Source organism: Streptomyces polygonati, from assembly GCF_042650325.1.
In the GTDB taxonomy this organism is placed as follows: Bacteria; Actinomycetota; Actinomycetes; order Streptomycetales; family Streptomycetaceae; genus Actinacidiphila; species Actinacidiphila polygonati.
Genome location: NZ_JBHSBB010000010.1, coordinates 823,559 through 837,261 on the forward strand (window position 1 = coordinate 823,559; position 13,703 = coordinate 837,261).

Annotated in this window: 11 protein-coding genes; 1 reads left to right on the forward strand and 10 read right to left on the reverse strand. The window is 71.9% G+C overall.

What is annotated here, in order from left to right; translation table 11 throughout:
• Window positions 1-65: 65 nt before the first annotated feature.
• The 7 genes from ACFO3J_RS16415 to ACFO3J_RS16445 form a co-directional block, all read right to left on the reverse strand.
• Window positions 66-2,540 carry an NADH-quinone oxidoreductase subunit G gene (locus ACFO3J_RS16415; protein ID WP_386430113.1) on the reverse strand — a complete coding sequence of 825 codons (2,475 nt, stop codon included), beginning with the start codon at window positions 2,538-2,540 and terminating at the stop codon, window positions 66-68.
• Complete coding sequence (gene nuoF, locus ACFO3J_RS16420) at window positions 2,537-3,871, reverse strand: NADH-quinone oxidoreductase subunit NuoF (RefSeq protein WP_386430114.1); 1,335 nt, start codon at window positions 3,869-3,871, stop codon at window positions 2,537-2,539. The genes ACFO3J_RS16415 and nuoF overlap by 4 nt, the downstream gene beginning before the upstream one ends.
• The gene (nuoE, locus tag ACFO3J_RS16425; protein ID WP_386430244.1) at window positions 3,871-4,761 is read right to left on the reverse strand and encodes an NADH-quinone oxidoreductase subunit NuoE; all 891 of its coding nucleotides are present in this window, start codon (window positions 4,759-4,761) and stop codon (window positions 3,871-3,873) included. Before nuoE ends, nuoF begins: the two co-directional genes overlap by 1 nt.
• A 107-nt stretch (window positions 4,762-4,868) precedes the next feature.
• Complete coding sequence (locus ACFO3J_RS16430) at window positions 4,869-6,215, reverse strand: NADH-quinone oxidoreductase subunit D (protein WP_386430115.1); 1,347 nt, start codon at window positions 6,213-6,215, stop codon at window positions 4,869-4,871.
• Window positions 6,215-6,958, reverse strand: a complete 744-nt coding sequence (locus tag ACFO3J_RS16435; RefSeq protein WP_386430116.1) for an NADH-quinone oxidoreductase subunit C — start codon at window positions 6,956-6,958, stop codon at window positions 6,215-6,217. Before ACFO3J_RS16435 ends, ACFO3J_RS16430 begins: the two co-directional genes overlap by 1 nt.
• On the reverse strand, window positions 6,955-7,509 hold the full coding sequence (locus ACFO3J_RS16440; protein WP_386430117.1) for a NuoB/complex I 20 kDa subunit family protein: 555 nt from the start codon (window positions 7,507-7,509) through the stop codon (window positions 6,955-6,957). The genes ACFO3J_RS16435 and ACFO3J_RS16440 overlap by 4 nt, the downstream gene beginning before the upstream one ends.
• A 41-nt stretch (window positions 7,510-7,550) precedes the next feature.
• Entirely contained in the window at window positions 7,551-7,910 is a 360-nt protein-coding gene (locus ACFO3J_RS16445; RefSeq protein ID WP_386430245.1) for an NADH-quinone oxidoreductase subunit A, read from the reverse strand.
• A gap of 726 nt (window positions 7,911-8,636) precedes the next feature.
• Between ACFO3J_RS16445 and ACFO3J_RS16450 the strand changes: the two genes are divergently transcribed.
• Window positions 8,637-9,437: a C40 family peptidase gene (locus ACFO3J_RS16450; protein ID WP_386430118.1), complete on the forward strand. Its 801-nt coding sequence runs from the start codon at window positions 8,637-8,639 to the stop codon at window positions 9,435-9,437.
• A 249-nt stretch (window positions 9,438-9,686) separates the two neighbouring features.
• On the opposite strand, the gene ACFO3J_RS16455 is transcribed toward ACFO3J_RS16450, so the two are convergent.
• From ACFO3J_RS16455 to ACFO3J_RS16465, 3 genes are all read right to left on the reverse strand, one after another.
• Entirely contained in the window at window positions 9,687-10,976 is a 1,290-nt protein-coding gene (locus ACFO3J_RS16455) for a geranylgeranyl reductase family protein (RefSeq protein WP_386430119.1), read from the reverse strand.
• A 179-nt stretch (window positions 10,977-11,155) separates the two neighbouring features.
• Complete coding sequence (locus ACFO3J_RS16460) at window positions 11,156-12,586, reverse strand: hypothetical protein (protein WP_386430120.1); 1,431 nt, start codon at window positions 12,584-12,586, stop codon at window positions 11,156-11,158.
• 314 nt (window positions 12,587-12,900) lie between these two features.
• Complete coding sequence (locus ACFO3J_RS16465) at window positions 12,901-13,608, reverse strand: demethylmenaquinone methyltransferase (protein WP_386430121.1); 708 nt, start codon at window positions 13,606-13,608, stop codon at window positions 12,901-12,903.
• Window positions 13,609-13,703: the final 95 nt, after the last annotated feature.

The window sequence follows — 13,703 nt, forward strand, 5'->3', positions numbered from 1 at the left end:
TTCCGCCGTAGCGGAGATCAACCGCGCCGGAGCGGTCCGGCGCTGCCGGACCGGCGTCAGGCCGTTCATTCGGCCCCCTCCGAGCTGATCGTGACGACCTGCCCGGAGCGGACGCCGGTGTCCGAGGTGACGCCGCCGCCAACGGAGTTGAGCGGCACCCAGACCACCCGGTCCGGCATCGGGGTGACCGCCAGCGGCAGCGTGACCGTGCCGGCCGGGCCGGTGACCCGCACCCGCTCGCCGTCGGAGACGCCCGCCTCGGCGGCGGTCGCGGCCGACAGCCGGGCCACCGCGGCGTGCCGGGTGGCGGTCAGCGCGTCGTCGCCCTCCTGGAGCCGGCCCTGGTCGAGCAGCAGCCGGTGGCCGGCGAGCACCGCCTGACCGGACTCGGGCCGCGGCAGGGGCACGGAACTCCCGGCCGGCCCGCCGGCGTACGTGCCCGACCAGCCGGACAGCCGGTCGAGTTCGGCGCGGGCCTGCCGTACGTCGGACAGGCCGAGCGATACGTCGAGGGCGTCGGCGAGCATCGTCAGCACCCGGGCGTCCGGCAGCTGGTGCCGGGTGGTGGCCTGGTCCGGCTTGATGGCGGCGTCGAACGGCCGCATCCTGCCCTCCCAGTTGAGGAAGGCGCCGGACTTCTCGGCGACCGCGGCGACCGGGAGCACCACGTCGGCGCGCTCGGTGACCTCGCTGGGCCGCTGCTCCAGGCTGACCAGGAAGCCCACCGCGTCCAGCGCCCGGCGGGCCAGGGCCGGGTCGGGCAGGTCGGCGACCTCGACACCGCCGACGACCAGCGCGGACAGCTCACCGGACGCCGCCGCCTCGATGATCTGGCCGGTGTCGCGGCCGGACCGGACCGGCAGCGCGGCCAGGCCCCAGACCCGGGCCACCTCGTCGCGGGCCCGCGGGTCGGTGATCGGCCGGCCGCCGGGCAGCAGCCCGGGCAGCGCGCCGGCCTCGACCGCGCCGCGTTCGCCGGCCCGGCGCGGAATCCAGGCCAGCCGGGCGCCGGTGGCGGTCGCCAGCCGGACCGCGGCGGTCAGTCCGCCGGGTACGGCGGCCAGCCGCTCGCCGACCAGGATGACCGAGCCTTCGGCGCGCAGCGCCTCGGCGGCCAGCCGGCCGGCCTCGTCCAGGCCGACTCCGCCGGCCAGCGCGTCCAGCCACTCCGGTTCGGTGCCGGGGGCGGCGGGCAGCAGGATGCCGCCCGCCTTGTCCAGGCCGCGGCTGGCGTGAGTGGCGAGCGCGTAGGTCTGCTGCTTGAACTTGCGGTTCGCCTTGCGCAGCCGCAGGAAGACCCCGGGGGCCTCCTCCTCGGCCTCGAGTCCGGCCAGCAGCACGGTCGGTGCCTTCTCCAGCAGCCGGTTGGTCACCCCCGAACCATCCAAGTCCACGCCGCGGCCGGCCACCCTGGCGGCCAGGAAGTCGGCCTCCTCGGCGGAGTGGGCGCGGGCGCGGAAGTCCACGTCGTTGGTGCCGAGCACCACCCGGGCGAACTTGGCGTAGGCGTAGGAGTCCTCGACGATGAGCCGGCCACCGGTCAGCACCGCGGCCCGGCCCCGCGCCGCGGCCAGCCCGGCCGCGGCGGCGGCCAGCGCCTCCGGCCAGGAGGCGGCGACCAGGTCACCGTCGGCGTCGCGGATCAGCGGGTGGCTGATCCGCTCCGGGCGCTGGGCGTAGCGGAAACCGAAGCGGCCCTTGTCGCACAGCCACTCCTCGTTGACCTCCGGGTCGTTGCCCGCCAGCCGGCGCAGCACCTTGCCGCGGCGGTGGTCGGTCCGGGTGGCGCAGCCGCCGGCGCAGTGCTCGCACACCGACGGCGAGGAGACCAGGTCGAACGGCCGGGAGCGGAACCGGTAGGCGGCGGAGGTGAGCGCGCCGACCGGGCAGATCTGGATGGTGTTGCCGGAGAAGTACGACTCGAAGGGGTCGCCCTCACCGATGCCGACCTGCTGCAGGGTCCCGCGCTCCAGCAACTCGATCATCGGGTCCCCGGCCACCTGGTTGCTGAACCGGGTGCAGCGCGCGCACAGCACGCACCGCTCGCGGTCCAGCAGCACCTGCGCCGAGATCGGCACCGGCTTCTCGTAGGTGCGCTTGCGGCCCTCGAACCGGGAGTCGGGGTCGCCGACCTGCATCGCCTGGTTCTGCAGCGGGCATTCGCCGCCCTTGTCGCAGACCGGGCAGTCCAGCGGATGGTTGATCAGCAGCAGCTCCATCACGCCGCGCTGCGCCTTCTCGGCGACCGGCGAGGAGAGCTGGGTGGAGATCACCATGCCGTCGGTGCAGGTGATGGTGCAGGAGGCGACGGGCTTGCGCTGCCCCTCGATCTCGACGATGCACTGGCGGCAGGCGCCCACCGGGTCGAGCAGCGGGTGGTCGCAGAACCGCGGCACTTCGATGCCGAGCATCTCGGCGGCCCGGATGACCAGGGTGCCCTTGGGGACGGAGATCGCGATGCCGTCGATGGTGACCGCGATCAGGTCTTCCGGGGGGACCGCCGCTCCCCCCGAGGAGGGTGCGTCCGTAGTGATGGTCACGCGTGGGCCTCCGTACGGGACTTGTCGGCCCAGACGGTGGAGCGGGCCGGGTCGAAGGGGCAGCCCTTGCCCTCGATGTGCTCCTCGTACTCCGCGCGGAAGTACTTCAGGGAGGAGAAGATCGGTGCGGCGGCGCCGTCGCCCAGCGCGCAGAAGGACTTGCCGTTGATGTTGTCGGCGATGTCGTTGAGCTTGTCGAGATCCTCGGGCCGGCCCTTGCCGGCCTCGATGTCGCGGAGCAACTGGACCAGCCAGTAGGTGCCTTCACGGCAGGGTGTGCACTTGCCGCACGACTCGTGGGCGTAGAACTCGGTCCAGCGGGTGACGGCCCGCACCACGCAGGTCGTCTCGTCGAAGCACTGGAGCGCCTTGGTGCCGAGCATCGAGCCGGCCGCGCCGACCCCCTCGTAGTCCAGCGGTACGTCGAGGTGCTCGTCGGTGAACATCGGGGTGGAGGAGCCGCCGGGTGTCCAGAACTTCAGCCGGTGGCCGGGGCGCATCCCGCCGCTGAGGTCGAGGAGCTGCCGCAACGTGATGCCGAGCGGGCCCTCGTACTGGCCGGGGCTGGCGACATGGCCGGACAGCGAGTAGAGCGTGAACCCCGGGGACTTCTCGCTGCCCATCGACTTGAACCAGTCCTTGCCGCGCTGGATGATCGCGGGAACCGAGGCGATGGATTCGACGTTGTTCACCACGGTGGGGCAGGCGTAGAGGCCCTCCACGGCGGGGAAGGGCGGCCGGAGCCTCGGCTGGCCGCGCCGGCCCTCCAGGGAGTCCAGCAGCGCGGTCTCCTCACCGCAGATGTACGCGCCGGCCCCGGCGTGCACGGTGAGTTCGAGGTCGAAGCCGCTGCCCTGGATGTTCTTGCCGAGGTAGCCGGCTTCGTAGGCCTCGCGCACCGCTTCGTGCAGCCGGCGCAGCACGGGCACGACCTCACCGCGGAGGTAGATGAAGGCATGGCTGGAGCGGATCGCGTAGCAGGCGATCACCATGCCCTCGATCAGCGCGTGCGGGTTGGCGAAGAGCAGCGGGATGTCCTTGCAGGTCCCGGGCTCGGACTCGTCGGCGTTGACCACCAGGTAGTGCGGCTTGCCGTCGCCCTGCGGGATGAACTGCCACTTCATCCCGGTGGGGAAGCCCGCGCCGCCGCGACCGCGCAGCCCGGAGTCCTTCACATACGCGATCAGGTCGTCGGGGGCCATCGCGAGGGCCTTGGTCAGGCCCTCATAGCCCTCGTGCCTGCGGTAGGTGTCCAGCGTCCATGACTTCGGGTCGTCCCAGAACGCCGACAGTACGGGCGCGAGCAGCTTCTCGGCCGGTTCGACGGTCATCACTCGCCCTTCCCCTCATTGGCGTTGCCACCGGCGGTGCCCTGCGCGTTGTCGGCGACCGGGTCGGCCGGGTGGGCCGGGTCGGACACGGCGGTCTGCGCCGGTGCGTCGTGCGAGCTGGCGTGCTGCGCCGGGGACGGCGAGGTCGGGGTGTCGTACGTCCCCGGGCCGTCGTCGTGCGGGCCCTGCCGGTCGGATTCGGCGCGCTGGCCGACCACCCGGCCCGAGGCCGTCTCGGCGCGGTGCAGCTTCAGGCCCGCCAGCGAGGCCGGTCCGGCGCCGCCGGTCGCCTCGACCGCGCCCTCGCGCCGGTCCGGGAAGCCGGCCAGGATGCGGGAGGTCTCCTTGTACGTGCACAGCGGCGCGCCCCGGGTGGGACGGACCTCCTGACCGGCGATCAGGTCGTCCACCAGCTGCCGGGCCGACTGCGGGGTCTGGTTGTCGAAGAACTCCCAGTTGACCATCACCACGGGGGCGTAGTCGCAGGCCGCGTTGCACTCGATGTGTTCGAGGGTGACCTTGCCGTCCTCGGTGGTCTCGTTGTTGCCGACGCCGAGGTGCTGCTTGAGCTCGTCGAAGATCGCGTCGCCGCCCATGACCGCGCACAGCGTGTTGGTGCAGACCCCGACCTGGTACTGGCCGGAGGGCTTGCGCCGGTACATCGAGTAGAAGGTCGACACCGCGGTGACCTCGGCGGTGGTGAGGTCCAGCAGCTCGGCGCAGAAGCGGACGCCGGTGCGGGAGACGAAGCCCTCCTCGGACTGCACCAGGTGCAGCAGCGGCAGCAGCGCGCTGCGCGAGCCGGGGTAGCGGGCGATCACCTCCTTGGCGTCGGCCTCCAGCCGGGCCCGCACCTCGGGCGGGAAGTCCGGCGCGGGCAGCGAGGGGATGCCCAGCGCGGTCGGGCCGGCCGGGGTCATCGGGAGCGCCGGAGGCACGGGGCTCACCGGGCTCGCCGGATCCACGGGGGACGTCCCCCGGGCGACAGACGTGTCCGTCATCGGTCGACACCTCCCATCACGGGGTCGATGGACGCCACCGCGACGATGACGTCGGCGATCTGGCCGCCTTCGCACATCGCGGCCATGGTCTGCAGGTTGGTGAAGGAGGGGTCGCGGAAGTGGACCCGGTAGGGCCGGGTGCCGCCGTCGCTGACCGCGTGCACCCCCAGCTCGCCCTTGGCGGATTCCACCGCGACATAGGCCTGGCCGGGCGGCACCCGGAAGCCCTCGGTGACCAGCTTGAAGTGGTGGATCAGGGCCTCCATCGAGGTGCCCATGATCTTCTTGATGTGGTCCAGCGAGTTGCCCAGACCGTCCGGGCCGAGCGCGAGCTGCGCGGGCCAGGCGATCTTCTTGTCCTCGACCATCACCGGGCCGGGCGCCAGCCGGTCCAGGCACTGCTCGACGATCCGCAGGCTCTCGTGCATCTCGGCCAGCCGGACCACGAAGCGGCCGTACGAGTCGCAGGTGTCGGCGGTCGGCACCTCGAACTCGTAGTTCTCGTAGCCGCAGTACGGCTCCGCCTTGCGCAGGTCGTACGGCAGTCCGGCGGCGCGCAGGATCGGTCCGGTGGCGCCCAGCGACATGCAGCCGGTCAGGTCGAGATAACCGACGTCCTGCATGCGGGCCTTGAAGATGGGGTTGCCGGTGGCGAGCTTGTCGTACTCCGGCAGGTTCTTGCGGAACTTCTTCACGAACTCCCGCACCTGGTCGACCGCGCCGGGCGGCAGGTCCTGGGCGAGGCCGCCGACCCGGACATAGGCGTGGTTCATCCGCAGTCCGGTGATCAGCTCGAAGATGTCGAGGATCATCTCGCGGTCGCGGAAGCCGTAGATCATGATCGTGGTGGCGCCCAGCTCCATACCGCCGGTGGCGATGCACACCAGGTGGGAGGAGATCCGGTTGAGCTCCATCAGCAGCACGCGGATGATGGTGGCCCGGTCCGGCACCTGGTCGGTGATGCCGAGCAGCTTCTCGACCGCCAGGCAGTACGCCGTCTCGTTGAACAGCGGCGTCAGGTAGTCCATCCGGGTCACGAAGGTGGAGCCCTGGACCCAGGTCCGGTACTCCATGTTCTTCTCGATGCCGGTGTGCAGATAGCCGATGCCGGAGCGGGCCTCGGTGACCGTCTCGCCGTCGATCTCCAGGATCAGCCGCAGCACGCCGTGCGTGGACGGGTGCTGCGGGCCCATGTTGACGATGATCCGCTCGTCGTCGGCGCGGCCGACCGACTCGGCCAGCTCGTCCCAGTCGCCGCCGGTGACGGTGAAGACCCGGCCCTCGGTGGTCTCCCGCTCCTCGGCCTGGGCGGGTGCGTGGGGAGTGCTCTGTGTGCTGCTCATCAGCTGTACGACCTCCGCTGGTCGGGAGCCGGGATCTGGGCGCCCTTGTACTCGACGGGGATGCCGCCGAGCGGGTAGTCCTTGCGCTGCGGATGGCCGGGCCAGTCGTCCGGCATCATGATCCGGGTCAGTGCCGGGTGGCCGTCGAAGACGATCCCGAAGAAGTCGTACGTCTCGCGCTCGTGCCAGTCGTTGGTCGGGTAGACCGGGACGAGCGAGGGGATGTGCGGGTCGCTGTCGGCGGCGCTGACCTCGATCCGGATCACCCGGGTGTGGGTGATCGAGCGCAGGTGGTAGACGGCGTGCAACTCGCGGCCCTGGTCCGCGGGGTAGTGCACCCCGCTGACCCCGGTACACAGCTCGAAGCGCAGCGCGGGGTCGTCGCGGAGCGTCTTCGCGACCTGGACCAGGTGCTCGCGGGCGATGTGGAAGGTCAGCTCGCCGCGGTCGACGACGGTCTTCTCGATCGCCTCGGCCGGCGGCAGGCCCTGTTCCTCCAGGGCGCCCTCCAGCTCGTCGGCGATCTCGTCGAAGACGCCGCCGTAGGGGCGGCTGCTGGCGCCGGGCAGCCGGACAGTACGGACCAGGCCGCCGTAACCGGAGGTGTCGCCCGCGCCTGACGTGTCGGCGCCGCCGAACATGCCGCGCCGGACGCCGATGACTTCGCCGGCGCTTTCGCTGCGCTGGCCGGGCAGCGTCTCGCCGCCCGGCGCCGCCGGGGTGTCGGGTGTGGACTCGCTCACCGCAGCAGCCCCTTCATCTCAATGGTGGGGAGCGCCTTGAGGGCCGCCTCCTCCGCTTCGCGGGCGGCCTCCACGCGGTTCACGCCGAGCTTGCCGTGCTGGATCTTCTCGTGCAGCTTGAGAATCGCGTCGAGCAGCATCTCCGGCCGCGGCGGACAGCCGGGCAGATAGATGTCGACGGGCACGATGTGGTCGACGCCCTGCACGATCGCGTAGTTGTTGAACATCCCGCCGCTCGACGCGCAGACGCCCATCGAGATGACCCACTTGGGATTCGGCATCTGGTCGTAGACCTGCCGCAGCACCGGGGCCATCTTCTGGCTCACCCGGCCCGCCACGATCATCAGGTCGGCCTGCCGCGGCGAGCCGCGGAAGACCTCCATGCCGAACCGGGCCATGTCGTAGCGCCCGGCGCCGGTGGTCATCATCTCGATGGCGCAGCAGGCGAGGCCGAAGGTGGCCGGAAAGACCGACGCCTTACGTACCCATCCCGCGGCGGTCTCCACCGATGTGAGCAGGAATCCGCTCGGCAGTTTCTCTTCGATACCCATGCGTTGGCTCCTGGTCCCCTTCGGTCCCTAGTCCCAGTCCCCTAGTCCCATTCCAGCCCGCCACGGCGCCATACGTAGGCGTATGCGACGAAGACGGTGAGCACGAAGAGGAGCATCTCCACGAGCCCGAACATCCCCAGGCGGTCGAAGGTGACGGCCCAGGGATAGAGGAAGACGATCTCGATGTCGAAGACGATGAAGAGCATCGCCGTCAGGTAGTACTTGATCGGGAAGCGGCCGCCGCCGGCCGGCTGCGGTGTCGGCTCGATGCCGCACTCGTACGCTTCCAACTTGGCCCGGTTGTACCGTTTCGGCCCGATGATCGAGGCCATGAAAACGGAGAAGATCGCGAAGCCGGCCGCGATGACTCCCAGCACGAGGATGGGCGCGTATGCGTTCACCGTCCCCCGCTCCTTCCAGTCGACAATGACTGACATGTACGGACCGTGATTTGGGAGCTGCCCTGCGCCACGGAAGTGCAAAGATCGCGTTATGTGAGGCAGTTCACAAGCCCAAGTCGCCTGCATCCTATGCCTCCCGGTCTGTGATCTGCGACACGGGGTGCGGCCAGACCTTTGTGATCTCCACCACCCGGGAGACGATCATGTCGTCGGATGAGCGGCGAAGTGGTGGCGGATGCGGCCCATCCGATCACTTCACGCCATAAGCCCAGGTATTACCGCTGGTCAACCGGCCTGTCGCACTATCAAGCGGTGCGGCGCCGAGGCAAATTGGCATCGGACGAATCGTCGTGATAGCGCGCGCCGAGCCGGCCGCGGAAGGCGTTCGAGCCCCTCGGGAGGCGCGTGAAACCGTGCACGAGCGCATAGGTGACCAGGGCCATGAAAACGGCGCAAAGCACCCGCCAAGCAAGATCGTAAAACGGGCAATTGGGCCGTGAGCACGTCAAGTGTGTCGCATCCCACCTTTGTTGAACGGAACCATCCGTTCCTGATAGCCAAGAGCGCATGTCCCAGAACCAGCTCCGGACGCATACGTCCGATTCGCCCAGCCATACCCGCCGCCGACGGCACGCGGCGCCCAGTGGCCCCACATGGGTCCGCCGGGCCGGACTCGTCGGCGGTGTCGTCAGCGCGCTCGCTCTCTGCGGCGCGGCCGCTCCGGCCATGGCCGACAACACGCGCACCTCCACGACCACCGACACGGCGTCGACGGCCTCAGCGGCCCCGGCGTCCACCCGCACGATCGCGGAGGGCGCCCAACAGGCCGCCGCCGCCTTCGAGCAGGACGCCGTCAACGCTTCGCTGACCGCCGCGCGGGAGCAGGCCGCCGCGGACGCGGCCGCCAGCGCCGCCGCGACCAAGAAGGCCGACGACGCCAGGGCGGCGGCCGCCAGGAAGGCCGCCCGGCTCGCCAAGGAGCGTGCCGCGGCCGCGAAGGCCGCCGCGGCGAAGGCAGCGGCCGCGGCGGCGGCCGCGCAGGCGGCGCCCGTCGTGGCGGCCCCGGTCGCCACCGCCACCGCGTCGTCCACCGCCACCGCCACCACGACGGCCGCTCCGGCCGCCCCGGCCGCCACGCCCACGGCGACCCCGTCCGTGACCCCGGCGTCCTCCAGCAAGGCCGACCAGCTGATCGCCTTCCTCAAGGCCCAGATCGGCAAGCCCTACGTCTGGGGCGCCACCGGTCCCGACTCGTACGACTGCTCCGGCCTCACCCAGGCCGCGTTCGCCTCGATCGGCATCACGATCCCGCGGACCTCCGAGGAGCAGTCCACCTTCGGCACCCCGGTGTCCCTCAACGCCCTCCAGCCCGGTGACCTCATCTTCTGGGGCGGCGAGGGCAGCGCCTTCCACGTCGGCGTCTTCATAGGCGACGGCCAGTACCTGGACGCCGCCAACCCCTCCACCCCGGTCGGCATCAAGAACCTGGTCGACTACGAGCCCGACTGGGCGGTCAGGGCCTTCTGAGCCCCGCCCGGCGGGCCACCCCCAGCCCGCCGAGCCCGCCCCGCGGTGCCGAACCGCCTCCGGCGGGCCGGCCCTGAGCCGCCTTCCCGACGCGCAGGCACCGCAATGAGCGGAAGGCCGCCGCCACCCCGACCCGGGGAACGACGGCGGTCTTCCGCCCGATATACGGCTTCCGTGCCCGGTGTCAGGTGTCCGGTGTCCGGCTGGCGGCGCTCGGGCCGGTGCTCGGCCTGGAGTTCAGACCGGCGCTCAGGCCCGCGGGGTGATTTTGGTGAGGCCGTTGATGATGCGGTCCATCGCGTCGCCGCCGGTGGGGTCGGTGAGGTTGGCGAGGAGTTTGAGGGCGAAGCGCATCAGCATGGGGTGGGTGAGGCCGCGCTGGCTGCAGAGTTGGAGGACCTTGGGGTTGCCGATGAGTTTCACGAAGGCGCGGCCGAGGGTGTAGTAGCCGCCGTAGGTGTCCTTGAGGATGCGGGAGTAGTTGGCCAGGGCCAGTTCGCGCTGGGGGGCGGTGGCGCGGGCGTGGGCCTGGGTGATGACGTCGGCGGCGAGCTGGCCGGACTCCATGGCGTAGGCGATGCCCTCGCCGTTGAAGGGGTTGACCAGGCCGCCCGCGTCGCCGACCAGCAGCAGGCCGCGGGTGTAGTGCGGCTGGCGGTTGAAGGCCATCGGGAGGGCGGCGCCGCGGATGGGCTGGGTCATGTTCTCCGGGGTGAAGCCCCAGTCCTCGGGCATCGAGCCGACCCACGCCTTGAGCACCTCGCGCCAGTCCAGCTCGCGGAAGGCCGCGGAGGAGTTGAGGATGCCCAGGCCCACATTGGACGTACCGTCGCCGAGGCCGAAGATCCAGCCGTAGCCGGGCAGTTGGCGTGCCTGCGGGCCTCGCCGGTCCCACAGCTCCAGCCAGGACTCCAGGTAGTCGTCCTCGTGCCGCGGCGAGGTGAAGTACGTCCGGACCGCGACGCCCATCGGCCGGTCCTCCCGGCGGTGGAGGCCCATCGCCAGCGACAGCCGGGTGGAGTTGCCGTCGGCGGCGACCACCAGCGGCGCGTAGAAGGCGGCCGGCGTCTTCTCCTCGCCGAGCTTGGCCTGGACGCCGGTGATCCGGCCGGTGCGCTCCTCGATGATCGGGGCGCCCACGTTGCAGCGCTCGTAGAGCCGCGCGCCCGCCTTCACCGCCTGCTGGGCGAGGAGTTCGTCGAAGTCCTCGCGCCTGCGGACCAGGCCGTAGTTGGGGTAGGCGGCCAGTTCCGGCCAGTCCATCTCCAGGCGCAGCCCGCCGCTGATGATCCGCAGGCCCTTGTTGCGCAGCCAGCCGGCTTCCTCGGAGATGTCGATGCCCATGGAGACGAGCTGCTTGGTGGCGCGCGGCGTGAGGCCGTCCCCGCACACCTTCTCGCGCGGGAACGCGGTCTTCTCCAGCAGCAGGACGTCGAGTCCGGCCTTCGCCAGGTAGTACGCGGTCGTCGAACCGGCGGGCCCGGCGCCGACGACGATCACATCGGCGCTGCGCTCGGACAGGGCGGCGGAGTCGGTCACGGTGGGGCTCTCCCGTTTCGGCGAGGGGGCGGTGCAGTCGCTGGTCCTGGCCGCTGGCGGTGCACAGCGGTGGGACCGAGTCTATGAGGCCGGGGGCGCGGGTGCGGCGGCGGCTCTCGGGAGACATCGGACGGCGCCCGCCGTGCCGGTCCGGGAACGGCCGCGCGGGCGGCCGGCCCTCAGCGCCGCTTGGGCGGTTTGCCCGGCCGGTCCCGCCCGTCCGGCCCGCTCAGCCGGGGCGGCTGGACGATCCCGAGGTCGATGACGGCCGGCTCGGCGGGCAACGCGGGCGGGGCCGGGGGCTGGTGGGGCGGGGGCGCCGGGGGTGGGGTCGGCGGTACGTCGCCGGTCGGCCCCCCGACCGGCGATACGTCAGCTGACCGCCCGCCAGGCACCGCCCGCCACAGATACGGCGCGACGAGCACCCCGCCGAACGACCACAGCGCCCCGAACAGCAGCGCCTCCGGCAGGCCGGACGCCAGCCTCATGTGCCCGACCCCGGCGGCGAGGGCCACCGTGCCGGAGTCGCCGCCCGCCGTGAAGCCGCCGACCGCGACCAGCAGCAGGAACAGCGCGGTGAACGCGCCCGCCACCATGAACCGCTCCCGCCGGTCCCGGGACCGGCGTACCGCCAAAAACCCGATGAGCAGCGCGCACAGCAGCCCGCCCGCCAGCGCCCCGGCCACCGCCCAGCGTCCCCAGACTCGGTCCAGTTCCGACAGGCCGAAGGAGAGGTGGAACGCGTCGCCCGAGGGGAGGTGCTGGGTCATCCTGACGGGCACGCCCCAGCCGAGTCCGAGGCCGGACACCCCCAGGTTGAGCACCATGAGCCCGGCGAGCGCCACATCCCAGCCGGTCAGCTGGCCGTAGTGCGCCAGCACGATCACGAACACGACGGCGCCGGCGAAGGCGACGCACAGCAGCAGGGCCGTCACCGCCGTACGCACCGCCCGTACGACGGTTTCCAGCACCGGCCGCGCGGTCAGCCAGGCCCGCACCTCGGGGCCGCACAGAACGAGCAGCGCGGCGGCCAGGCTGATCAGCAGCGCACCGACGGTCACCGCGAACGGCCCGCTGCCGATGTCGTCCACCCCGATGCTCGGCTGCCCGGACAGCGCGAGCGCGAGCGCGCCGGCCCCGGCGGTCAGCGCGACCCGCACCGCCGCCTCGGGGCCGCGCTGCCGGCGGCGTACGGCGAGCAGCACTACGGTCAGCAGACCGATCCAGAGCAGGGTGACGGTCAGCGGCAGCAGGGTGTAGGTCTCGGTGACGCTGCTGGCCGGCGGGAAGTGCCCGTCGTCGCCGAAGACGGTGCCGCCGCCCGCGTCGTCACCGTCGAAGCCGCCCCCGAAACCGGTGAGATCGAAGTTCTCGCTGATGCTCAGTGAGCCGCCGAGCCCCCGGACGAGCAGCGCGAGCGCCACCCGGGTGCGGATGCCGAAACCGGCGCCGGACCACTGCCCGGCGGCCCCGGTCCAGGCCCCGATCACCAGCGCGAGCGCGGCCACGCCGAGCGCGGGGACGACGGCCGTCCACTCCCAGGGGCCGGTGACGACGCGGCGCGCGAAGAGGACGGCGGACGCCCCGATCGGCTCGGGCGGCGCCGTCAAGTGCACGGTCGGCGGGGCGGATGGCGGGGGCGGCGGCGCGGGGGGCGGAGCGGATTCGGCTGCGAATACGGCTGCGGATACGGCTGCGGATACGGCTGCGGCGCTCGCGGCCGTCGCGCCGATATCGCCTGTCTCACCTGTCTCGCCGACGAGTCGCGCACCGCAGCGCGGACAGGAACGTATGCCCGCCGTCTCGGCGACCTGTTTCCCGCACGCGGGGCAGTGGGACACGGGCACCTCCGGGGCAGGCCGGGGGATGCCGTCCTCCCCTCGGAAACGCAGCTTAGAGCCGTAATTCCCGTACCGTGCCCGCGCTATGCCGGCTTCTGGGCCGGCTTCGTACCCCGGTGCAGGGCGACGATCCCGCCGGTCAGATTCCGCCAGGCCACCGCGGACCAGCCCGCGCCCTGCAACCGGCGGGCCAGCGCCGCCTGGTCGGGCCAGGCACGGATCGACTCGGCGAGGTAGACATACGCGTCCGGGTTGCTGCTCACCTTCTCGGCGAGCGGCGGCAGCGCACGCATCAGGTACTCGGTGTAGACGGTCCGCAGCGGGCGCAGCGTCGGATGGCTGAACTCGCAGATGACCAGCCGCCCGCCGGGCTTGGCGACCCGCCGCATCTCGCGCATCGCGGCGTCGGTGTCGTGGACGTTGCGCAGCGCGAAGGAGATGGTCACCGCGTCGAACACGCCGTCCGCGAACGGCAGTCGCGTCGCGTCCCCGGCGGTCAGCGGCAGCTCGGGGTGGCGCTTCTTGCCCTCCTTGAGCATGCCGAGCGAGAAGTCGCACGGCACGACCTCGGCGCCGGCCGCCGCGAACGGCAGCGAGGAGGTCCCGGTGCCCGCCCCCAGATCCAGCACCCGCTCCCCCGCCCGCACATCCAGCGCCTGCGCGACGGCCCGCCGCCACAGCCGCGCCTGCCCCAGCGACAGCACGTCGTTCGTCAGGTCGTACTTCGCCGCCACGCCGTCGAACATCGCGGCGACATCCTGCGGCTGCTTTTCCAATGAGGCCCGGGTCACGCCCTCACCCTATGCGTCGCCCGGACGCGCCCGCACCGGGACGCCGCGCCGCATTCTCCGTGCGGCCGCCGCCGCGTGGGCGCGATCGGCCGCGG

Excerpts from the sequence above, each read along its gene's own strand:
- nuoF (WP_386430114.1), bottom strand. The coding sequence starts at position 3,871 with ATGACCGTCGAACCGGCCGAGAAGCTGCTCGCGCCCGTACTGTCGGCG.
- ACFO3J_RS16430 (WP_386430115.1), bottom strand. The coding sequence starts at position 6,215 with ATGAGCAGCACACAGAGCACTCCCCACGCACCCGCCCAGGCCGAGGAG.
- ACFO3J_RS16440 (WP_386430117.1), bottom strand. The coding sequence starts at position 7,509 with ATGGGTATCGAAGAGAAACTGCCGAGCGGATTCCTGCTCACATCGGTG.
- ACFO3J_RS16450 (WP_386430118.1), top strand. The coding sequence starts at position 8,637 with ATGGCCGACAACACGCGCACCTCCACGACCACCGACACGGCGTCGACG.